Here is a 21609-nt window from a genome sequence, read left to right on the forward strand (position 1 = left end):
GCCGGGTGGAGCGACGCTTACCCGGCCTGCGGTTCGTGCACGTTGCAGGCCGGGTAAGGATCAGCCGCCACCCGGCACACACTCAACGTTGCGCGTTCAATTCAGCAATATCCTTCGGCGTCGTCCGGCAACAGCCGCCAATCAGCTTCGCACCCGCCGCCAGCCACTGCGGTAAATACTCCGCCAGCGTGGTGCACGCTTCATCGTGATGATGCCAGGTTTTGCTTACCGCATCGTACCGCTCGCCCGAATTGGGATAAACCACCAGCGGCAGCGCGGTCAGGCTATGCAGATGCTGCAGCGCAGGGAGAGTCTGTTCCAGAGCGATACAGTTAATCCCCACCGCCACCACCTGCGCATCGTTTTCCAGCACGGAAATCACGTCACGCAGCGGCGTACCGTCGCTCAGATGCTCGCTGTCGCGCAGCGTAAACGAAAACCATGCCCGCGCCCGCGGATATTCGGTTAACAACTCGGCCAGCGCTTTAATCTCAATAAAATTCGGCAGCGTTTCGCAGGCCAGCAGGTCAACGCCCGCATCCAGCAGCGCTTCCACACGCGGGCGATGAAAAGCCCGGAACGTTTCGGGAGTACATACGTAATCCCCGCGATATTCCGCACCGTCGGCCAGATACGCGCCATATGGCCCGATGGAACCCGCCACCAGCAGCGTGCCCGCCTGCGGGTTCTCAGCCAGATACGCTTCCCGCGCTTTGCGTGCCAGTTCGACGCTCTTGCCAATCAGCGCTTTCGACTGCGCTTCGTTAAACCCACGGGCGGCAAAGCCCGCCGGGGTTGCCTGGTAGCTGGCGGTAATCGCTACCTGCGCGCCAGCGCGGAAATAGTCGAGGTGGACTTCGCGAATAAGCTCCGGGTTTTCAACCAGGACTTTCGCCGACCACAGGCTGTCGGCTAAATCGCAGCCGCGCGCTTCCAGCTCCGTCGCCATCGCGCCGTCCAGCAGGATAAAGGGCTGTACGTTAAGGATGGCGGTTAACGGATTATTCTGCGACATGTTGAGGCTCCTGGGTGAGTTTCCGTAAACGAGTCAGATAATACGCACCATAACACACTGCCACAAACGGGATCCCACACCACAGCGCAATCCTCTGACTCGGATCAAACGCCAGGCCAATACAGGCCACCAGGCAAAGCACAAATCCCAGAACCGGCACCAACGGATACCAGGGAGCACGATAGTGTAACTCGCTGAGCGCTTTCCCCTGCTGCAGGTGACGACGACGGAACATAAAGTGCGAAGCACAAATGCTCAGCCATACCGCCACCACGGCGAAACCGGAAATGGCCGACAGCGCAACAAACACCGTATCCGGTGCCACCACGCTGGAAAACAGCGCCAGCACACCGCCAAGCATACTCACCGAAATCGCCGTCAGCGGCACGCCATTTTTGGTCAATTTGGTAAAACAGGCCGGTAGCGTTTTTTCATTGGATAGCGACCACAGCATCCGCCCGGAAGCATAAAGCCCGGAGTTCGCCGCCGACAGAATCGCCGTCAGGATCACGAAGTTAAAAATATCCGCCGCGTAAGGAATACCCACCTTCTCAAATACCAGCACAAACGGGCTTTTCTCCACTCCCGCCTGCTCCATCGGGATCAGCGCCGCCAGCACAAATACGGTACCGATAAAGAAGATAATCAACCGCGCGATGGTGGTGCGAATGGCCACCGGTATCACTTTACGCGGATTTTCCGTTTCACCTGCGGCAATACCGATAAGTTCAGTACCGGAGAAGGCGAAATTCACCGCCACCATGGTCATCAGGATCGGCAGGCCGCCGTGCGGGAACCACCCTTGCGCAGTAATATTGCGCAATCCTGGAGCCGGAGAACCATCCTGCATCGGAATAATGCCGAATATCGCCGCGCCGCCGAGAATAATAAAAACGACGATGGTGATCACTTTCACCAGCGAGAACCAGAACTCTCCCTCGGCAAAAAAGCGCGTAGAGATCACGTTCAGACCGAAGATGACCAGGCAGAAAACCACGCACCAGATCCACACCGGGACTTGTGGAAACCAGTACTGCATGCAGAATCCGGCGGCGGTAAAGCTGGAGCCGAGCGCCACGGTCCAGGTCAGCCAGTAAAGCCAGGCCACCGTGTAGCCCGTCGCCGGACCAAGATAACGTGCGGCATAGACGTGAAATGCCCCGGTTTCCGGCATCGCCACGGAGAGTTCGCCCAGACACTGCATCACCAGCCAGACTACCAGCGCGCCGATGAGATAGGCCAGCAGCGTACCGGCCGCCCCGGTGGTGGAGATAATATAGCCGGTATTAAAGAATAACCCTGTACCAATAACGCCGCCCAGAGAGAGCATGACCAGGTGGCGCGTTTTCATGGTACGCTTGAGCTGCTCACCTTGTTGTTGTGTTGTTTGCATATGACCCCATGGGCGTATAGACATCTAAACATCCAAATAAGATATTACCTTATACCGCGCCTGCCGGGAAATTGCAAAAATGCCGCGTTCTCGCTCGCAAGCCACTCCCCAGCCAAAGCACCCACGCTGCAGTACAATGGCTCAGGAACGCAAGCCAGGAAATATTCGCGTCCAGTGCAAAAAGGCGGTACTGATCGACAGTTAATCCCTTTACCGGGATTTGCCCAACGGAAATGCTACATTTGCGGGCAATTGCACCATCATGAACGCCTCTCCACGTGCAATCGGCCCCTTTTTGGATCGTCTGCCAACGAAATACGCATATTTATTGTTGTTATAACCTGGCACTCTCCTTGCACTCATCAGATATCTGAAATGTCAGGCTCATCAGGCGTAATTGTTGTAAGCAGTTTGGGCATGGACAGCACGCAGAAACCGGGGCGTACGCATCGTACATGAGGATTGACTCGCTGATTTTTCCTTACGGATCGCTCACCAGGGCGTTCTTGAGCGCAGCCCGGATATAAACAAACAAATACAAATAAAACAACGTGATGAGCCGGGTTTCTTTATCTGGCGAGGCATCAAATATGACAACACAAACCACAACACTAAAAAGAACGCTCGGCAGTTTCCGCTTATGGGGAATCGCCGTTGGGCTGGTTATTTCCGGGGAGTATTTTGGCTGGAGCTACGGTTGGTCTCAGGCGGGAACACTGGGCTTTATGATCGTCGCGCTGGCGATCGCCGCCATGTACTGCGCCTTTATTTTTAGCTTTACCGAACTGACGACCGCCATCCCGCACGCAGGCGGGCCTTTTGCTTACGCCTACCGCGCCTTTGGCCCGACCGGCGGTTTTATTGCCGGGTTCGCGACCCTGATTGAATTTGTCTTTGCCCCGCCCGCCATTGCCATGGCCATCGGCGCCTACCTTAACGTGCAGTTTCCGGCGCTGGACCCCAAATGGGTCGCCTGCGGCGCCTACATTATCTTTATGACGCTGAATATTCTCGGTGTTGGTATCGCCGCCACCTTTGAGCTGGTGGTCACCCTGCTGGCGATCTTCGAGCTGCTGGTATTTATGGGCGTCGTCGCGCCGGGCTTCTCCTGGAGCCACTTTACCGCTAACGGCTGGGCGGGCGCGGAGAGCTTCAGCGGTCTGGCGTTGCCAGGCATGTTTGCCGCAATCCCGTTTGCGATCTGGTTCTTTCTGGCCATTGAAGGCGCCTCAATGGCCGCCGAAGAAGCCAAAGATCCGCAGCGCACCATTCCCCGCGCGCTGGGCGGCGGTATTCTGACCCTGACCGTACTGGCGATTGGCGTGATGGTCTTTGCCGGCGGCGTCGGCGACTGGAGAACCCTGGCAAATATTAACGACCCGCTGCCGCAGGCGATGAAAATAGTGGTTGGCAACAGCAGCGGCTGGCTGCATATGCTGGTATGGCTGGGACTGTTTGGTCTGGTGGCGTCTTTCCACGGTATTATTATGGGCTACTCGCGGCAGATATACTCCCTGGCGCGCGCGGGCTATCTGCCAGCGAGCCTGGCAACGATTAATCGCCGCACCCGTACTCCGCATCTGGCGATCCTCGCCGGAGGCGTCATTGGTATCGCCGCTATTTTCTCCGATTCATTGATAACCATCAGCGGAATGCCGCTGACCGCCTGCATCGTCACCATGTCGGTATTTGGCGCGATTGTTATGTATATCATCTCAATGGCGGCACTGTTTAAACTGCGCCGCAGCGAACCGAAGCTCATTCGACCGTTCCGCGCGCCGCTCTATCCGTGGGCCCCTGCCTTTGCGCTGGCGATGGCGGTTCTTTGTCTGGTGGCGATGGTCTGGTACAACACCCTGCTGGCGCTGATTTTCGCCGCCATGATGCTCGGCGGCTATCTGTGGTTCCGCAAGACCGCCGCAGCCCGCGAGCGTGCGGCAGCGGACCCGCAGTTACGTACGGTCTCCTGAGGAGTTGAGGCATGTATAAAACCACGCTATCGGGCCAGGTATGGCATTTTGATAGTCTGAAAACATTGCTGGCGAAAGCCTCCCCGGCGCGTTCTGGCGACGCGCTGGCGGGCGTTATCGCCGACTCTGCCGAAGAACGAATGGCGGCCAAAATGGCGCTGGCGGACGTTCCGTTAACGGAAATTCTTGATAATCCGTTGATTCCCTACGAACAGGATGAAGTGACCCGACTGATACTCGATACTCACGACGCCAGCGGTTTTGCGGCGATTCGTCACCTGACGGTAGGCGATTTTCGCGACTGGCTGCTCGACGACGCCACCGACGAGTCGGCACTGGGCCAGGTCGCGAGGGCGATAACGCCGGAGATGGCGGCGGCGGTTAGCAAGCTGATGCGCAATCAGGATTTGATCCTGGCTGCCAGTAAATGCCGGGTTATCACCCGATTTCGCAATACCATCGGCCTGCCGGGGCGCCTCAGCGTGCGCCTGCAGCCAAATCACCCGACCGATGATATGAAAGGCATCGCCGCCAGTATGCTCGACGGACTGTTATACGGCGCCGGAGATGCGGTGATCGGCATCAACCCGGCCAGCGATAGCCTGCCGGTGCTGGCGCAGCTTAACCATATGCTGGACGATATTATCCAACGCTTCGCGATCCCGACCCAGTCATGCATTTTGACTCATGTCACCAATACCTTGCAGTTGATTGAGCGTGACGTCCCGGTGGATCTGGTGTTTCAGTCAGTGGCCGGAACCGAAGCCGCCAACAGCGGTTTCGGCATCAATCTGGCGCTACTTCAGGAAGCCAGAGAAGCCGCCCTCAGCCTTAACCGCGGCACGATCGGCAACAATGTGATGTATTTTGAAACGGGCCAGGGCAGCGCCCTATCCGCCAATGCGCATCACGGCGTTGACCAGCAGACCTGCGAGGCCCGCGCTTACGCCGTCGCCCGCCACTTCGAGCCGCTGCTGGTCAATACGGTGGTTGGCTTTATCGGTCCGGAATATCTGTATGACGGTAAACAAATTATCCGCTCCGGGCTGGAAGATCATTTCTGCGGCAAGCTGATGGGCCTGCCTATCGGTTGCGACGTCTGCTATACCAATCACGCCGAAGCCGATCAGGATGATATGGATACCCTGCTGACGCTGCTGTGCGCCGCCGGGCTAACCTTTCTGATCGGCGTACCGGGGGCTGACGATATTATGCTCAACTATCAAAGCACCTCCTTTCACGATGCGCTATACGCTCGCCGTCTGCTGGGTTTAAAGCACGCGCCTGAGTTCGCCGACTGGCTAACCAGGATGCAAATTATCGATCCGCACGGCGCGCTGCGCCTGACCGACGCGCGTCATCCGCTGCTTTCCGTCCTGCCGCAAGGAGAACCGGTATGAATCCTCTCGACGCATGGAGCCCATTGCGTGAATTTACCGATGCGCGGATTGCGCTGGGCCGTAGCGGCGCCAGTCTGCCAACCCGTGAAGTGCTGAATTTCGGCCTCGCGCACGCCCGCGCGCGCGATGCGATTCACCAGCCCTTCGTCAGTGAACAACTGGAACAACCGCTGGCCGATTTGGGGCTCTCATCGCTGACCGTCCACAGTGCCGCCAGCGATCGTCATGTCTACCTGAATCGCCCGGATCTCGGACGACGTCTGAACGAAAAGAGCCGCGCCGATCTGGCCGCCAGCGGCGTGCGTCCGGCCGATCTGCTGCTGGTGATCGGCGACGGGCTGTCGTCATACGCCGTGCATCGTCAGGCCGTGCCGCTAATCCGCGCCCTGCTTCCTTACCTGAAAACGCTAGGCCTGAGCCTCGCGCCGGTGGTGCTTGCGCACCAGTCGCGGGTGGCGCTGGGCGATGATATTGGCGAAACGCTGAAGGCCAAAGCGGTCGCGATTTTGATTGGCGAACGCCCGGGGCTCTCTTCGCCGGACAGTCTCGGGGTTTATTTAACCTGGCAGCCGCATCGTCAGCGGCTGGAGTCGGAGCGCAACTGTATTTCCAATATTCGCCCGGAAGGGCTGAGCTACGAAGCGGCGGCATTTAAGCTGGCGTGGCTGCTGGAGCAGGCATTCTTACGACGACTGACCGGCGTGCGCCTGAAAGATGAAAGTGATAATCCGGCGCTGCATGGTAAAATAAAGCCGCTGGGCAATATCGATAATAAATAACAAGGAAATGAGAGTTCTGCTTTATTATTAATCAAGACAGATAAAATTTATTTATATTCGTCATACTTCAAATTACAGGTGTATTGGCTTCAGAGTGACTCTGCTCATTCATGAGGCCCGCCCTTAGCGGCCACTACTTTTCAGCGTTCATAACGGATAACCGTTTTGTTCTGGCAATTGAATTAGAGCCTATCCCACCAGGCGTTATTGGCGCAGACAGTTTGAACACGGCCAGCGCGGATGAACCGGAGCGTACACGCAGTACGTGAGGATTCTGAGCACTGCCCAGGTTCAAAATGACAAGCAAAATAGCTCTAATGGGATAGGTTCTTAATTAGGATATAAGAATATTGCATGAGTAAAAGTGAAACAATCGTTGTAAGGTAAAGTTGCGCATTAAATATGCCCGTGATACTTCAGGTTGCATGTGCATTGACTGTGTTCATGCAGTCCAAATTATTGAGAGTATATTTCGTTATCTATTCAAAATAACAGCCAATAATTCGCCAGATTAACTGGAGAATTATTCTCAATGTTATGCAGTCATTGATGGTTACACATAAATAATCGATTGACCGAGGGTGAGGTAGCAATGAAAAAATTTTCCGGAAAAGCATCTTTAATGGCCACATTGGTTGCCGCGTTGATCGGTGCGAGTAGCGCGCAGGCGGCGGAAATTAAAATCGGCGTGGTATTACCGTTAAGCGGCGCGCTGAGCGGTTACGGGCAACCGTCACAAAAAGGACTGGATATCATTCAGGGCATTACCCCAACATTAAAAAATGGCGACACCATCAAGCTTATCGTCATTGACGATAAGAGCGACAAGGTTGAAGCAGCTAACGCCATGCAGCGCCTGGTCTCCAGTGATAAGGTCGATGCGGTGATCGGCGAAGTCACCTCCTCCAATACCCTGGCGATGACTAAAATCGCTGACGACAGTAAAACGCCGCTGGTCTCCTCGACGGCCACTAACGATCGCGTCACCCGCAACCACCCTTACGTCAGCCGGGTCTGCTTTTCCGATAGTTTCCAGGGCGTGGTTGGCGCGAACCTCGCTTCCCGCGACCTGAAAGCCAAAACCGCCGCCATCGTCTTTGATAGCAGCAACGATTACTCCGTCGGCCTGGCGAAAGCCTTCCGCACGCAGTTTCTGAAAAACGGCGGCACCATTCCTATCGAAGTTCAGGCACCGGGCGGCAGCAAAGACTTTAAAGCGCAGTTATCCAGCGTGAAGGCAAAAAACGTCGACATGATTTATATGCCGATTTACTACACCGAAGGGGCGCTGATCGCCGTTCAGGCTAAACAGCTGGGGCTGAAAAAACCGGTGGTCGGCGGCGACGGCCTGGCGGCGGACCCGGTCTTTTTTGAGGTCGGCAAAGATGCGGTCAACGGTTATATGACTACCGATTACTACTCGCCAAATGCCAAAGAACAAACGCCGGAGGGCGAAGCGTTCATCAAAGCCTGGGAAGCCAAATACCACCAGCCGACCCATACCTGGGGCGCGATGGCGGCGGACGCATATAACGTCATTATCAACGCGATGAACCAGTGCAGCGATCCGCACGACCGGGTTTGCGTTAACCAAAAAATTCGCGCCACCAAGGACTACCAGGGCGTGACCGGCACATTAACTTTACAAAACGGCGACGCCATCCGCAGCGCGGTCATCAATGAAGTAAAAGATGGCAAGCTGGTGTTCCGTAGCGTGGTAAATCCGTAAGCCGTTATAAGGGATAACAGATGGACAGTGCCATTTTTCTCCAGCAAGTGGTCAACGGAATGAGCCTCGGGGGCATGTACGCCCTGATTGCCATCGGTTATACGATGGTTTATGGGGTGCTGCGCCTGATCAACTTCGCTCATGCGGACGTGATGATGGTCGGGGCGTTTACCACCCTGTTTTTATTTTCTTCTGTTGGGCTACCCTTCGGGGTAGCTATTTTGCTGACTCTGGCGCTATGCGGCCTGTTCGGGATGCTTATCGACCGGGTGGCCTACCGCCCGCTGCGTCAGGCATCAAAAATCTCTCTGCTGATCACCGCCATCGGCGTCAGCTTCTTCCTTGAGAATCTGTTCAACGTGCTGTTTGGCGGGAGTTCACGCTTCTTTTCATCACCTGATTTTTTCAACAATACCCGCACTTTTGGCCATGTCGTTATCACCAATGTGGCGTGGATCGTGCCGCTGATTACCGTGCTGCTACTGCTGGCGATCCTCTGGCTGTTGTACCGCACCCGCTACGGCATGGCGATCCGCGCGGTGGCATTCGATGTCAATACCGTGCGCCTGATGGGCATTGACGCCAACCGCATTATCTCGCTGGTGTTTGCCCTCGGCAGCAGCCTCGCGGCGCTGGGAGGCGTATTCTACTCTATCAGCTATCCCACCATTGACCCATTGATGGGCGTGCTGATTGGCCTGAAAGCCTTCGCCGCTGCGGTTCTCGGCGGGATAGGCAGCGTCACGGGCGCGGTACTCGGCGGTTTTATTCTCGGCTTTACCGAAGTGGTGGCGGTCGCCCTGTTTCCCGAACTTGGCGGCTACAAAGACGCCTTCGCCTTTATGTTTTTGATTCTGGTCCTCTTGTTCCGCCCGGTTGGCATTATGGGCGATGAACGTCTGGAAAGGAGCCGTTTCTGATGCTCAACGCTACAACTACCGCCGGGGCGCAAATGCGCAACCTGGTCATTATTGTTATCTGCGTCGCGCTGCTGGCCGGGATCAACGTGGTATTCAATGACTACATTATTCGCGTCATCAGCACGATTTTTATCTTTATGATCCTCGCGGTCAGCTACAACCTGATCAACGGCGTGACCGGGCAACTGTCGCTGGAGCCCAACGGATTTGTGGCGGTTGGCGCCTACGTGACGGCCCTGTTGATCCTCTCCGGCGACAGCAAGCTGGATATGTTTGAAATGGCCGCGCCCAGTCCGTGGATCCTCGAACTGCACGCCAGTTTTCTGCCCGCGTTGCTCATTAGCGGCTTGTGCGCCGCCGCGCTGGCGGTATGCCTCGCTTTCCCTGTCTTCCGCGTGCGCGGCGACTATCTGGCGATTGTGACCCTCGGCTTCGGCTTTATCATCAAGATCCTCGCCATTAACAATCCGCAAATCACCAACGGTGCGATTGGTCTCAACGATATTCCTCAACAGCCGCATCTGCTGTTCTGGTGCGGGCTGTTCGCCCTGGTCGCTACCGGGATGATCCTGCAACTGGTGTGGTCGAAATATGGACGGATGATGAAAGCGGTACGCGACGATGAAGATGCCGCTATTGCCATGGGGGTGAATACGTTTCGTATTAAAACCTGCGCTTTCGCCACCAGCGCTTTCTTTGAAGGGATCGGCGGTGGCCTGCTGGCATCGCTGCTGACCACCATCTCCCCAGGTCTGTTCGACTTTATGCTCACCTTCCAGCTGCTGATTATTATCGTGCTCGGCGGGCTGGGCAGCACCACCGGCGCACTGCTCGGTACCGTGCTGGTGGTCGGTAGCGGGGAGTGGCTGCGTTTTCTCGATCAGCCGCTGCAGTTCTTCGGCCATGACTTCGGCTCATATCCGGGCCTGCGAATGGTGGTGTTCTCGCTGCTGCTGCTGATCATCATGCTGTTCGCCCGTGAAGGCCTGCTGGGCAAAAAAGAGATTTGGCAAGTGAGCAAAAGGAGTCGCGACCATGGCGCAAAATAAGGTCATTTTGCAGGTGCAGGACGTCACGATGCAATTCGGCGGATTGCGGGCCATCGACAATGTCAGTTTCCATGTTGACGAAGCGGAAATTTTTGGCCTGATTGGCCCTAACGGCGCGGGCAAAACCACGATGTTCAACGTCATTACCGCTAACTACAAGCCGACCAGCGGCAGCGTGACGCTCGCGGGAAAATCGTTGAAGAAACTAAAGCCGAATCAGGTGGTCAACGCCGGAATTGCCCGTACCTTTCAGAATATCCGCCTGTTCAACTCGATGACGGTATTAGAAAACGTGATGGTCGGCCTCGATAGCGCCAGCCGCTATTCGCTGCTGGAAGCGGCGCTGCATATTGGCCGTTATTTCCCCGCCGAACGGGCGGCGAAAGCCAAAGCGATGGCGATTCTGGAAGATATTGGCATTGCTCATTTTGCCGATATGCAGGCGACCAATCTCAGCTACGGTAACCAGCGTAAGGTGGAGATTGCCCGCGCGCTGGCGACATCACCAAAATTATTGCTGCTGGACGAACCCGCAGCCGGGATGAACCCGAAAGAGACCGAGGATCTGGCGGATCTGATTTTCCGCATGCGTAATGACTACCAGCTCAGCGTACTGTTAATTGAGCATGATATGCCATTCGTTAACAAGCTGTGCGAGCGGGTCATGGTGCTGGAGTACGGCAAACCGCTGTTTAGCGGTCTGATGACCGAGGCCATTCAACATCCTGATGTCATTTCCGCTTATCTGGGGGACGTTCGTTATGCTTAGCGCACGTGAGTTAAAAGTTTTTTACGGCGTGATTCAGGGGCTGAAAGGCATCGATATTGATATTTATGACCGGGAAATCGTCACCTTAATCGGCAGTAATGGCGCGGGGAAAACCTCAACCCTCAACGGTATCGTCAACCTGGTGCGCTCTACAGGACGGGTCAATTTTCTCAACGAGGATATTTCCCGCAGCCAGACGCACCAGATTGTGCGTCGGGGGCTGGCGCTGGTGCCCGAAGGGCGGCGCATCTTCACCAACCTGACCATTGAAGAAAACCTGCGCATGGGCGCCTACAATAATCTCGCCGGGTTTACCCGCCTGCGCGACAGGATGTACAGCCTGTTTCCCCGGCTAAAAGAGCGGCGCAATCAGATGGCGGGCACCATGAGCGGCGGCGAGCAGCAGATGCTGGCGATTGCCAGGGCATTGATGAGCGAACCGGTATTACTGATGCTGGACGAACCGAGCCTCGGTCTGGCGCCGAAAATTGTCGGGGAACTCTTCGCCACCATTAAGCAACTGCGGGAGGAGAATATTACGGTACTGCTGGTGGAGCAGAACGCCACGGCGGCGCTGACTATCGCCGATCGCGCCTATGTGCTGGAAAACGGGAAAATAATGCTCTCAGGCCCGGCACCGGAGGTGCTGGCAAACCCGGAAATTAAACGGATGTATCTCGGCGGATAGGGAAGCGAATGCGCGGTTCGTTTGCCTACATGAAGCTCGTTGTTGGGTTGGTTTTGACGCAATCGCGCATTGTTTCTCCCCCGCTGGCTGGCGACCGCGCTGAAGCGGCGGCATTTATCTCTTACGGACAAACCTCGATGTCGCTTTTAACGGCAGCGGCCGACAGATAAATCCGCTGATGGTCAGACAGGGACATTCAGGAGAGGATGACTAGTGGCGGATCTGCGCCAGATCGTCTTCCGTCAGGCCGGTCATTTTCATGACCGTATTGCGGTCGATGCCGTTCTGCAGCATGGTACGGGCAACTTCGAGTTTGCCTTTTTCAATACCGCGTTGTTCACCCAGTTGGATTCCCTGCTGGATTCCCTTCTCGATGCCCTTCTCGATGCCCTTCTGTTCAAGTTGTTGTGCGATGGTCATGAGAACGTCTCCGTGTTGCGGCACACGCTGTGCCAGTTCGCGAACAAAGGCTTCGGCATCGGATGTTTCGCCTGCCTGTAATATATAGTGTACCAGCGATATCACCTGCGATGAAGAAAGATATCCGGCCAGTAAAATGGGCGCCAGCCGGTCGATCAGTTCAGCCAAGTCCCGCTGATGAATATGTTTCTGAAGCAGAGTCAGGGCGGCCATACTGCGATGGCCTGCAATTTCATCATCCGGAATAACCGTCACATCAACCAGCGGGAAAGCACTGCTGTACAGTTTGCCTGCCAGCGCCGGAGCGTCAAATTCATCCAGCCATCGGGTTGAGTATGGATACGGGCTGCGCTTACCGGTATAGAACAGTATCGGTATTACCAGCGGCAGTTTCTTATGGCCAGCATCAAGATGGCGCTGCATGGCGGCCACCGCATAACGGATCAGGCGAAAGGCCATATGTCTGTCGGGCGTCGACTGGTGTTCCACAAGTACGTGAATGTATCCATCGCCAGATGACGTTTTCAGGCTGTAGAGTACGTCACTGAAGTACTGTCGAAAGTCATCCTCGACGAACGAACCTGATTCCAGCTTCAGCGTGCTGAGATCGCAGATCGCGCGTAGTTCCGCTGGTAAGTGAATTTCCATGAAATCACGGGCCACATCCGGCTGTGTCAGGAACTGCCGGAACGTGGCATCGTGGGGGGTGGGTGTGCTGCTTTTCTTTTTCTTCATCATCATCCCTGGCTCTGAAAAATAACCCGTATGTGTTACCACTGCTGGTGCGGATCAATTGCTACTACGTAAAATCCCGATTGCCCGGCATTACGGTATAAACCGGAGCATTTAGATTCTGATGCCCTAATATGAAGAGTTTTCCGGCCGACAAGGTTTACCCAAACCAATGCTTTTGGGCTCCGGGTCGTGCTCGACTCTGATATCAATGGCGTTTTGCGCCACCGACATCATCAGCTTCAGGCGGTTAAACTGATTGACTTCGCTGGCGCCAGGGTCGTAGTCAATAGCGAAAATATTGGCCGCCGGATACTTCTGCTTCAGGCTTTTGAGCACGCCACGCCCGGTAATGTGGTTTGGCAGGCAGCCGAAGGGCTGAACGCAGACGATATTATTGACCCCGGCGTCCAGAAGCTCCATCATTTCTGCCGTTAGCAGCCAGCCTTCGCCCGCCTGATTGCCCAGTGACACTACCTTTTCCGCCATTGCCGCCAGCTCGGCGATAGCCGGGGGCGCGCTGAAGCGCTGACTGCGGGTTAATGCCTTGTTTACCGACTTGCGCATCCATTGGATGGTGGATGTGGCCACCTGATTGCGCGCCATGCTGAGGAAATTCAGCCCGTACTGGCGGTGGTCGTAGCGCGTGCCATAAGTGCAGGAAAGGAAAAAATCGAGCATATCGGGAACCACCGCCTCGCCGCCTTCCGCTTCAATCTGCGCGACCAGATCGTTATTAGCGCCGGGATGATACTTCACCAGAATTTCGCCAACGACGCCGACTCTCGGTTTTTGCGCCGGGCGCAGCGGGAGTTGGTCAAACCCGGCGACGATTTGCGCCACGTCGGCATTAAACTGCCCCATGCTGCCTTCAGCCGCAAGATTTTGCTTTACCCGCTGATTCCAGTATTCGTAGAGCTTTTGCGCCGAACCGGGATCAGACTCATAGGGGCGCGTTCGCAGCAACGCTTTCATTAGCAGATCGCCGTAGATTATCGACATCACCGCCTTTTTCACCATCCGTAAGCTATAGCGAAAACCGGGATTATCTTCCAGTCCGGCGGCGCTGAGAGAAATGACCGGAACCTGCGGAAAGCCCGCGTCCTCCAGCGCTTTACGAATAAAAGCGATATAGTTGGTGGCCCGGCAGGCGCCGCCGGTCTGAGTGATAATAGCGGCGCTGGTATCCGGATCATACTGCCCGCTGGTCAGCGCGTCGACAATTTGCCCGGTGACCAGCACACAAGGGTAGCAGGTATCGTTATTGACGTATTTTAACCCCTGCTCAATGGCCGATCGGGTCACGGTCGGCAACACCTGCAGGCGATAGCCTTCGGCACGGAAAACAGCCTGAATCAGGTCAAAATGGATGGGGGCCATCTGCGGCGCCAGGATGGTGTGGGTGTCACGCATCGCTTCGGTAAAGGGCGCTCTTTTGGCCTGGTAAGACGTATCCGGGACGGTAACGCCGTGCCGCCGTCGGGCGGTCATCGCCGCCTTAAGCGAGCGAATGCGGATCCTGATCGCGCCCAGATTAGCGCCCTCATCAATTTTTATCAGGGTATACACCTTATTGGCGGCCTTTAACACCTCCTCCACCTGATCGGCAGTCAGGGCGTCAAGGCCGCAGCCGAATGAGGTGAGCTGCACCAGTTCCAGTTGCGGGCTGGCCGCCACGTAAGCCCCGGCAGCGTACAGGCGTGAGTGGTAAGCCCACTGGTCGACGACGCGTAGCGGGCGGCGTAGCAGCGACTCACCCAGATGCGCCACGCTGTCTTCCGTCAGCACCGCCATCCCCTCTTCAACGATGATGCGGTCAATGCCGTGATGAATGCCCGGATCGACGTGATAGGGGCGACCGGCGAGCACAATGCCGGGTCGGTCGTTTTCCACCAGCCACTGAACCACCTCTTTTCCTTTATTGCGGATGTCCTGCCGCATTGCCTGTAGTTCCTGCCAGGCTTTTTGTACCGCCAGTTTGACCGCTTTACGGGTCAGTCCGAGCGCGTTGAATTCGTCAAACAGCACCTTTTCCACCGACGCGAGGTGGTTAAAGTTGATAAACGGGTTATGAAACGCAACCTCTCCCTGACTGATGGCGTCGATATTAGTGCGAATAACTTCCGAATAAGTGCTGACTACCGGGCAGTTGAAGTGATTATCGCCGCCCGGTGTTTCCCGCCATTCATAGGTGACGGACGGGAAGAAGATGCGATCGACTTTACGCTCTATCAGATGCTCTATATGGCCGTGTACCAGTTTGGCCGGATAGCAGGCCGACTCGGAAGGGATCGTTTCGATTCCCTTTAAGTAAAGGCGTTCCGTTGATGGCGGCGACAGCACCACACGAAAGCCCAGTTGAGTGAAAAACGTGTGCCAGAAGGGATAATTTTCGAACTGGTTGAGCACGCGTGGAATACCGACCGTTCCCCGCGCCGCCTGTTCTTCAGGCAGTGCTTTATAGTTGAATACCCGCCTTTCTTTATATTCATACAGATTGGGCAGGCAGTCTGGCGCCACCTCGATCCGGGCGCCTTTTTCACAACGATTGCCTGAAACAAACTCCCGGCCATCTCTGAAGGTATTGATCGTTAGCATGCACTGGTTGTTGCATTTGCGGCAGCGTTCGCTGCTCTGTTCTACGTCGAACAAGGCCAGTTCGTCCGGCTGCAATAATTGGCTGGGGCTGCCGTCGCTGGCGCGGTCCCGCGCGATAAGCGCTGCGCCGTAGGCGCCCATTAGCCCGGCGATATCTACGCGGGTGACGTCTCTTTCGGTGAGGTTTTCAAACGCGCGCAGTACCGCCTCGTTATAGAATGTGCCGCCCTGAACCATGATCTTTTGCGGCAGCATATCGAGCTGTTTAAGCTTAATGACTTTATATAGCGCATTTTTGATAACGGAGTAGGAAAGTCCGGCGGAGATATCGGCGACGCTCGCCCCCTCTTTTTGCGCCTGTTTGACCTTCGAGTTCATAAATACGGTGCAACGGGAGCCTAAATCCACCGGCCGTCCGGCCAGCAGCGCCCGTTGCGAAAACTCGCTGACGGGAATATTCAGCGAACGAGCGAACATCTCAATAAACGAACCGCAGCCAGCAGAACAGGCCTCGTTCAGCAGAATGCTGTTAATGACGCCGTCACGAATATACAGGCACTTCATATCCTGACCGCCGATGTCCAGAATAAACTCTACGCCTGGCAAAAGCTGCTCTGCCGCACGGTAGTGGGCGACGGTTTCTACCTCGCCCACATCGGCGCGGAATGCGGCTTTAATCAGTTGTTCGCCGTAGCCGGTCGTCGCCGACCTGACGAGGGTGACTTCGGCGGGCAACCGACGATAGATGTCGCACAACACTTCGCGCACGACGTTGAGCGGATTGCCCCTGTTGTTGCCGTAGAAGTCATACAGCAACTCGCCCTTCTCGCCGATCAGAACGACTTTGGTGGTGGTTGACCCGGAATCGATGCCCAGCCAGGCCTCTCCCCGATACTCTTCCAGTGCGATGCGCGCCACGTTGGCTCGGGCATGACGTGCGCGGAAGGCGTCAACGTCGGCCTGCGTCTGAAACAGCGGCGGCAGAAGATCGACCTCTTTAACAGTGCTCTTTCTGGCGTCGCGCAGCGTGTTAATTAGCTGGCTTATCGGGACCGCCGCCTCCTGTTTCTCCGCCAGCAGCGCGGCGCCGATGGCGACGAACAACTGAGGATTGTCCGGAAAGATAACCTGATGCTTTTTCAGCCTCAGCGTTTTAATAAACAGCTTTCTTAAATTATCAAGGAAATACAGCGGGCCGCCGAGAAAAGCGACGTTGCCTCTGATGGGCTTGCCGCAGGCCAGGCCGCTGATGGTTTGATTAACGATGGCCTGCAGGATTGATGCGGCGATATCCGACCTTGCCGCCCCCTGATTGATCAGCGGCTGGACATCGGTTTTAGCGAATACGCCGCAGCGCGAGGCGATGGGGTAAAGCGTTTGATAGTCGTTTGCCAGCTGATTCAACCCTGCCGCATCGGTTTCCAGCAGCGAAGCCATCTGGTCGATAAATGCGCCGGTGCCCCCGGCGCAGCTGTTATTCATCCGCTGATCGACGCAATGACGGTCAAAATAGGTGAGTTTGGCGTCTTCCCCGCCCAGTTCGATAGCCACATCGGTTTGCGGAATAAAGGTGGTGATGGTCTTCGAACTGGCGATAACTTCCTGCTCAAACGGGATGGAGAGCAGTTCAGACAGCGCCAGACCGCCCGAGCCGGTAATCACGGGAACAACGGTCAGTGCCGGAAAGGTTTCCTGTAGCTGCCCGAACAGAGCCAAAAGCGTTTGACGGATGTCGGCGTAGTGGCGCTGATAGGCGTGATGAATCAGTTGCCGCTGTCTGTCCAGCAGCACCAGTTTGACGGTGGTTGAACCAACGTCGATTCCTGCAAGATAGTCATTGGGCGCGGATAGCATGTTTATATCAATCCCTTTGAAAAAACATTCCTTATCTCAATATCGCGTTATCCTTCAGGCACATCGGTTCGCAGCGGCCTGAAGCGCACAACGTATAGATATAATGCCGCTCGGTTAAGATTTTTTATATGATTTTGAGTATTTTTCCGGCATGTAAAGCACAGTTCGCTTATCGATAAGCGAGCCGGTGGCGGAAAAGAGGCCAAAAAGCGCCGGGGCAGCAATGAACTGGAGAATGGGGAAACGATGCGCTCAGGGATTGCGCCTGAGGCGCAGGCGAACACGGAAATTAAGCGGATGTATTTTAGCAGGTAAAGAATCCAGGCCATTCAGGGCTGCGGCATCGTTTCCTGCGTTGCCGCAACCGCAAACAGCCTCGCGCTACACAAAGCACACCTCGTTCCAGTAGGCTTCACGCGTCCTGCGCCGCTCAGTATGTTTTATCATGGCGAAACCACCTTGTTTCCACGTTGCCGAGTTCAATTCCGTAAAGACTGGCGACCGGTAATATTGCCTCCATGATTCGTTGGGGATCCTGCTGTCCGGCTTCACCGTCAGATGAAGAAGCCAGCCAGCCCGTTATACGTTGCCACAGCAGCGCGACGTTCATTTTTCTCCTCCGTCAGGAAGCCTCTTTGCTTACGTCTATTTCAACCACAGTTGACGACGGGTGAGAAATATCAATTCCTGATTTGTAATTCTGCCGATTGCATATTACGGCGACCGTTTACCTGCCGGGCCTCTTCACCGGATTGCCGCCTCAATACAGAACCCAACGCCGCATGGCCCCGTAGCCCCGGTAAGCACCTCGCTACCGGAGGAAAAAATCGCGCCGGATGTCAAACGAAAGGGATGCTCCAGCCAACCAATATCCCCATCGTTGTTAAGTTCTTTTTCATTATAGATAAGAACTTTTTCTTCTTTGCCGAAGGTGGTCGATTTATGGGAGCGTGATAGCCACAAAATAAAACAGGGATTCAGGGAGAAATTAATGCGTATCGTAAAAACAAAAATCGCGCTGGCGCTGGGCATTCTGCTGCTCGCCGCACAGGCTCAGGCCGATCAACTGGCAGATATCAAAGCCGCCGGAGTGGTCAAAGTCGCCACCTTTGACGCTAACCCGCCGTTTGGATCGGTCGACCCTAAAACGCACAAAATCGTTGGCTACGACGTGGATTTCGCCGAAGCACTGGCGAAATCCCTCGGCGTGAAACTGGAACTGGTCGCCACCAACCCAGCCAACCGCATACCGCTGCTGCAATCCGGGAAAGCCGACCTGATCGTCGCCGATATCACCATTACACCAGAACGCGCACAGGTTATTGATTTCTCGACACCATATTTCGTTACCGGTCAGCAGTTCCTTGTCCCTGCGAAATCACCGGATAAGCTTGATGACTACAGCAAAGCGCGTATCGGCGCGGTAAAAGGCACCACCGGTGAACAGGCGCTGCATCAGCGTTTCCCGCAGTCGCGCGTGCTCTCTTATGACGATATTCCGCTGGCGCTGACCGCCCTGCGTAACGGTAACGTGCAGGCGATAACCCAGGACAGTACCATCCTTGCCGGGCTGCTGGCGGAAGCGCCGGACAAGGCTAATTTCAAAATCATTCCCGATCTGCTGAGCAAAGAAGAGATTGGCGTCGGCGTGAAAAAAGGCGAGCCGGCTCTGCTGAAAGCGGTAAACGACGAGCTGGTGAATCTGGAGAAATCCGGCGAGGCGAGCAAAATTTACAACGCCTGGTTTGGCCCGGGCACCAAAACTCCACAGCCGCGCGCCTTTACTATCGAAGCTAAATAAGCAGAAAAGAGATTATGTTATCGGCTCTATTTTCACACTCCGCGGCATCCTCCGCGGATTTTTCGCATCTGCAGCGCGCCAGCATTGAATTCCGCGATGTCGCCAAAAGCTACGGCGATCATCAGGTGCTGAGCAGCATTAATTTACAGGTTGATCCCGGCGAAGTGGTAGCGATCCTCGGTCCTTCGGGATCGGGAAAATCAACCCTGATCCGCCTGATCAATCAACTGGAATCCCTGAGCGACGGCGAGATCCTGATTGACGGCAAGCCAACGCGCCAGCTCCCCGCTGGCGCTCTGCGCCAGTTACGCAGCCGGGTCGGCTTTGTCTTTCAGCAGTTTAATCTCTATGCTCACCTGACGGCGCAGGAGAATATCACCCTCGCGCTGGAACGCGTCCATGGCTGGGGGAAAAGCGCCGCCCGCGAGCGGGCTCTGACGTTACTCAGGCAGGTTGGACTCGCCGATAAAGCACAGCAAATGCCCGCTCAGCTGTCCGGCGGCCAGCAGCAACGGGTGGCGATCGCCCGCGCCCTCGCCTCCTCGCCGCAAATCATCCTGTTCGATGAACCGACATCGGCGCTGGACCCGGAGATGATCGGCGAAGTCTTACAGGTTATGAAAGCTCTCGCTCATAGCGGTATTACTATGGTGGTGGTAACGCACGAAATGCAGTTTGCCCGCGAGATTGCCGATCGAGTTGTCTTTATCGACGGTGGAAATATTCTCGAAGTTGCGCCGCCCGCCGAATTTTTCGCCCGGCCTCAGCACGCCCGCGCCCGTCGTTTTCTGCAAAAGGTGCTTGATCCGCTGCACCAGGAGAGTGAGGCGTGATCCCGCATCTCGACTGGCATGGCGTACTAAGCGGGCAAGCATTGCAATGGATAATCTCCGGTTTTCTCACCACCATTTGGGTTAGCACCGCCGGTATCATTCTGGCAACCGTGCTGGCTGTCCTGCTGCTGGCGCTGCGCCTCGGCGGCGGACGGCCCGGCCGTTGGCTGGTAGCCGCCTGGGTTTCGCTGTTCCGCAATACGCCACTGCTGGTCCAGTTGTTGTTCTGGTATTTTGCCGCCTGGAACCTGCTGCCACTGACAGTGAAGAATTTTATCAATGACGATCACAGTTGGTCGATTCTGCCGGGCGGTGTCTGGTGGCTAACGCCGGAATTTCTCTGCTCAATGTGGGGACTCGGGGTTTTTATCTCAGCATTTTTGATTGAAGAGATCGCCGCCGGGCTCCGCGCAGTCGGCAACGGCCAGCAAGAAGCTGCGCTATCGCAGGGATTCACCCCCTGGCAAGAACTACGCCACATTATGCTGCCGCAAGGGTTGGCTAACGCCTGGCAGCCAATCATCGGCCAGTATCTGAATCTGATGAAGCTCTCTTCTCTGGCCAGCGGTATCGGCTTTGCCGAGCTCACCTACCAGGTGCGGCAAATTGAAAGTTATAATGCCCATGCGCTGGAGGCTTTTGCCATCGGTACCGTGCTGTATCTGGCTCTGGGTATCGTAATGGGACTGGTGTTGGCGCGACTGGGTCCGGGACGAAAACAGCAAGGGAGGGCCCGTTATGAACGCTAATCTGGCAGTGATCGTGGATAATCTCGATTATCTGTTGTGGGGACGGCTGGCGGACGGTATCCCCGGCGGCGTGGTATTAACGCTGCTGATGGCGATCGGCGCCGCCGCGCTGGCGTTGCCCGGGGGGATCCTGCTGGCGGGCATGGCCTGGCGCTACAGCGGAATAGTACGGCGGCTGTTATTTCTGTGGGCAGAGATTATTCGCGGTATTCCGCTGATCTTCGTGATTTTCTGGCTCTGGTATCTGCTGCCGATGCTCACCGGCAGCGATCTGCCGGGAGCCGTGACTGTGACGCTCGCGCTGGCCTGGTTTACCGCCGCATCAGTGATGCATTCAGTGCTGGCAGGCCTGCAATCGCTGCCGCGTGGGCAATATGAAGCAGCGCTTATCCAGGGGTTTTCTTCCGGACAAACGTTGCGCCTGATCCTGCTGCCACAGGCTTTACGCAACGTCCAGCCGTCGCTGGTGGGGATATTTCTCGGCCTGTTAAAGGACACTTCACTGGCCTTTATTGTTAACGTGCCGGAACTCACCACCGTCGCCGGACAGGTGAATAACCGGGTACAGATTTACCCGTTGGCAATTTTTGTCTTTACCGGCGCGGTTTACTATCTGCTGTGTTGTTGCCTGAACCTGCTGGCGAATCGTCAGTATGCGAGACGTTCCGTATAAACGTCGCAAATGGCGAAAGATGGCCTAATGCTGATCAGTTAAGGGCTGTCAGTTGCGTTTATGGCTGGCTGAGCGGTTCTGTCAATCGGTGGTTCTGGCGAGCATGACGCATTTTTCGTTTTCACCCATTCAGATTCCGTGGTCTGTTCCGTTCACTATAAACTCGCGGATATTCGTTATATCCACAGCGTGTGAACGGGCAGGGGGACGTTTCGCCCGTCCCCCTGCACCCCCGGC

Annotated in this window: 18 protein-coding genes and 1 pseudogene; 13 read left to right on the forward strand and 6 right to left on the reverse strand. The window is 55.8% G+C overall.

The window, feature by feature from the left end; all coding sequences use genetic code 11:
• Positions 1-82: 82 nt before the first annotated feature.
• Both mmuM and mmuP read right to left on the reverse strand, forming a co-directional pair.
• A complete protein-coding gene (gene mmuM, locus FN037_RS06890; protein ID WP_142501799.1) occupies positions 83-1015 on the reverse strand; it encodes a homocysteine S-methyltransferase in 933 nt (310 codons plus the stop codon).
• Positions 1002-2408, reverse strand: coding sequence for an S-methylmethionine permease (gene mmuP, locus FN037_RS06895; RefSeq protein WP_142501800.1), 1407 nt, complete (start codon positions 2406-2408; stop codon positions 1002-1004). The genes mmuM and mmuP overlap by 14 nt, the downstream gene beginning before the upstream one ends.
• Before the next feature lie 590 nt (positions 2409-2998).
• On the opposite strand from mmuP, the gene eat reads away from it, so the two are divergent.
• From eat to eutC, 3 genes are read left to right on the forward strand one after another with little or no spacing between them, the layout of a single operon-like run.
• Complete coding sequence (gene eat / locus FN037_RS06900) at positions 2999-4378, forward strand: ethanolamine permease (RefSeq protein WP_142501801.1); 1380 nt, start codon at positions 2999-3001, stop codon at positions 4376-4378.
• A gap of 11 nt (positions 4379-4389) precedes the next feature.
• Positions 4390-5778, forward strand: a complete 1389-nt coding sequence (locus FN037_RS06905) for an ethanolamine ammonia-lyase subunit EutB (protein ID WP_142501802.1) — start codon at positions 4390-4392, stop codon at positions 5776-5778.
• Entirely contained in the window at positions 5775-6557 is a 783-nt protein-coding gene (gene eutC / locus FN037_RS06910; protein WP_138358285.1) for an ethanolamine ammonia-lyase subunit EutC, read from the forward strand. Before FN037_RS06905 ends, eutC begins: the two co-directional genes overlap by 4 nt.
• A gap of 483 nt (positions 6558-7040) precedes the next feature.
• Here eutC and FN037_RS24750 read toward each other — a convergent pair.
• Positions 7041-7187 (reverse strand): annotated as a pseudogene (locus FN037_RS24750) (hypothetical protein).
• Here FN037_RS24750 and FN037_RS06915 point away from each other — a divergent pair.
• The 6 genes from FN037_RS06915 to FN037_RS24340 are packed head-to-tail and all read left to right on the forward strand — an operon-like array spanning position 7180 to position 11882.
• Positions 7180-8286 (forward strand): ABC transporter substrate-binding protein, encoded by a 1107-nt coding sequence (locus tag FN037_RS06915; protein ID WP_171034791.1) that lies wholly within the window; start codon positions 7180-7182, stop codon positions 8284-8286. The pseudogene FN037_RS24750 and the gene FN037_RS06915 sit on opposite strands and share 8 nt — an antisense overlap.
• A 20-nt stretch (positions 8287-8306) precedes the next feature.
• Positions 8307-9206, forward strand: a complete 900-nt coding sequence (locus FN037_RS06920) for a branched-chain amino acid ABC transporter permease (protein WP_138358289.1) — start codon at positions 8307-8309, stop codon at positions 9204-9206.
• Positions 9206-10255 carry a branched-chain amino acid ABC transporter permease gene (locus FN037_RS06925; RefSeq protein WP_138358291.1) on the forward strand — a complete coding sequence of 350 codons (1050 nt, stop codon included), beginning with the start codon at positions 9206-9208 and terminating at the stop codon, positions 10253-10255. Before FN037_RS06920 ends, FN037_RS06925 begins: the two co-directional genes overlap by 1 nt.
• Positions 10242-11024: an ABC transporter ATP-binding protein gene (locus FN037_RS06930; protein ID WP_138358293.1), complete on the forward strand. Its 783-nt coding sequence runs from the start codon at positions 10242-10244 to the stop codon at positions 11022-11024. Before FN037_RS06925 ends, FN037_RS06930 begins: the two co-directional genes overlap by 14 nt.
• The gene (locus tag FN037_RS06935; RefSeq protein ID WP_138358295.1) at positions 11017-11712 is read left to right on the forward strand and encodes an ABC transporter ATP-binding protein; all 696 of its coding nucleotides are present in this window, start codon (positions 11017-11019) and stop codon (positions 11710-11712) included. The genes FN037_RS06930 and FN037_RS06935 overlap by 8 nt, the downstream gene beginning before the upstream one ends.
• An 8-nt stretch (positions 11713-11720) precedes the next feature.
• Positions 11721-11882, forward strand: a complete 162-nt coding sequence (locus FN037_RS24340) for a hypothetical protein (protein WP_171034792.1) — start codon at positions 11721-11723, stop codon at positions 11880-11882.
• Between the two features lie 40 nt (positions 11883-11922).
• Here the strand turns inward: FN037_RS24340 and FN037_RS06940 are convergent, their stop codons facing one another.
• From FN037_RS06940 to FN037_RS06950, 3 genes are all read right to left on the reverse strand, one after another.
• Positions 11923-12867, reverse strand: coding sequence for an Rpn family recombination-promoting nuclease/putative transposase (locus tag FN037_RS06940; RefSeq protein WP_142501803.1), 945 nt, complete (start codon positions 12865-12867; stop codon positions 11923-11925).
• A 126-nt stretch (positions 12868-12993) separates the two neighbouring features.
• Positions 12994-17316 (reverse strand): 2-hydroxyacyl-CoA dehydratase, encoded by a 4323-nt coding sequence (locus tag FN037_RS06945; protein WP_142501804.1) that lies wholly within the window; start codon positions 17314-17316, stop codon positions 12994-12996.
• A 430-nt stretch (positions 17317-17746) separates the two neighbouring features.
• The gene (locus FN037_RS06950) at positions 17747-17926 is read right to left on the reverse strand and encodes a hypothetical protein (protein WP_142501805.1); all 180 of its coding nucleotides are present in this window, start codon (positions 17924-17926) and stop codon (positions 17747-17749) included.
• 381 nt (positions 17927-18307) lie between these two features.
• Here FN037_RS06950 and FN037_RS06960 point away from each other — a divergent pair, with 381 nt between their 5' ends.
• From FN037_RS06960 to FN037_RS06975, 4 genes are read left to right on the forward strand one after another with little or no spacing between them, the layout of a single operon-like run.
• Positions 18308-19117 (forward strand): ABC transporter substrate-binding protein, encoded by an 810-nt coding sequence (locus FN037_RS06960; RefSeq protein ID WP_142501807.1) that lies wholly within the window; start codon positions 18308-18310, stop codon positions 19115-19117.
• A 14-nt stretch (positions 19118-19131) separates the two neighbouring features.
• Complete coding sequence (locus FN037_RS06965; protein ID WP_138358307.1) at positions 19132-19950, forward strand: amino acid ABC transporter ATP-binding protein; 819 nt, start codon at positions 19132-19134, stop codon at positions 19948-19950.
• Positions 19947-20699, forward strand: a complete 753-nt coding sequence (locus FN037_RS06970; protein WP_171034793.1) for an amino acid ABC transporter permease — start codon at positions 19947-19949, stop codon at positions 20697-20699. Before FN037_RS06965 ends, FN037_RS06970 begins: the two co-directional genes overlap by 4 nt.
• Positions 20689-21372: an amino acid ABC transporter permease gene (locus tag FN037_RS06975; RefSeq protein ID WP_142501808.1), complete on the forward strand. Its 684-nt coding sequence runs from the start codon at positions 20689-20691 to the stop codon at positions 21370-21372. Before FN037_RS06970 ends, FN037_RS06975 begins: the two co-directional genes overlap by 11 nt.
• Positions 21373-21609: the final 237 nt, after the last annotated feature.

The sequence above is a fragment of the Klebsiella sp. 2680 genome, assembly GCF_900198535.1.
In the GTDB taxonomy this organism is placed as follows: domain Bacteria; phylum Pseudomonadota; class Gammaproteobacteria; order Enterobacterales; family Enterobacteriaceae; genus Klebsiella; species Klebsiella indica.

Excerpts from the sequence above, each read along its gene's own strand:
- mmuM (WP_142501799.1), bottom strand. The coding sequence starts at position 1,015 with ATGTCGCAGAATAATCCGTTAACCGCCATCCTTAACGTACAGCCCTTT.
- mmuP (WP_142501800.1), bottom strand. The coding sequence starts at position 2,408 with ATGCAAACAACACAACAACAAGGTGAGCAGCTCAAGCGTACCATGAAA.
- eat (WP_142501801.1), top strand. The coding sequence starts at position 2,999 with ATGACAACACAAACCACAACACTAAAAAGAACGCTCGGCAGTTTCCGC.
- FN037_RS06905 (WP_142501802.1), top strand. The coding sequence starts at position 4,390 with ATGTATAAAACCACGCTATCGGGCCAGGTATGGCATTTTGATAGTCTG.
- eutC (WP_138358285.1), top strand. The coding sequence starts at position 5,775 with ATGAATCCTCTCGACGCATGGAGCCCATTGCGTGAATTTACCGATGCG.
- FN037_RS06915 (WP_171034791.1), top strand. The coding sequence starts at position 7,180 with ATGGCCACATTGGTTGCCGCGTTGATCGGTGCGAGTAGCGCGCAGGCG.
- FN037_RS06920 (WP_138358289.1), top strand. The coding sequence starts at position 8,307 with ATGGACAGTGCCATTTTTCTCCAGCAAGTGGTCAACGGAATGAGCCTC.
- FN037_RS06925 (WP_138358291.1), top strand. The coding sequence starts at position 9,206 with ATGCTCAACGCTACAACTACCGCCGGGGCGCAAATGCGCAACCTGGTC.
- FN037_RS06930 (WP_138358293.1), top strand. The coding sequence starts at position 10,242 with ATGGCGCAAAATAAGGTCATTTTGCAGGTGCAGGACGTCACGATGCAA.
- FN037_RS06935 (WP_138358295.1), top strand. The coding sequence starts at position 11,017 with ATGCTTAGCGCACGTGAGTTAAAAGTTTTTTACGGCGTGATTCAGGGG.
- FN037_RS24340 (WP_171034792.1), top strand. The coding sequence starts at position 11,721 with ATGCGCGGTTCGTTTGCCTACATGAAGCTCGTTGTTGGGTTGGTTTTG.
- FN037_RS06940 (WP_142501803.1), bottom strand. The coding sequence starts at position 12,867 with ATGAAGAAAAAGAAAAGCAGCACACCCACCCCCCACGATGCCACGTTC.
- FN037_RS06945 (WP_142501804.1), bottom strand. The coding sequence starts at position 17,316 with ATGCTATCCGCGCCCAATGACTATCTTGCAGGAATCGACGTTGGTTCA.
- FN037_RS06950 (WP_142501805.1), bottom strand. The coding sequence starts at position 17,926 with ATGAACGTCGCGCTGCTGTGGCAACGTATAACGGGCTGGCTGGCTTCT.
- FN037_RS06960 (WP_142501807.1), top strand. The coding sequence starts at position 18,308 with ATGCGTATCGTAAAAACAAAAATCGCGCTGGCGCTGGGCATTCTGCTG.
- FN037_RS06965 (WP_138358307.1), top strand. The coding sequence starts at position 19,132 with ATGTTATCGGCTCTATTTTCACACTCCGCGGCATCCTCCGCGGATTTT.
- FN037_RS06975 (WP_142501808.1), top strand. The coding sequence starts at position 20,689 with ATGAACGCTAATCTGGCAGTGATCGTGGATAATCTCGATTATCTGTTG.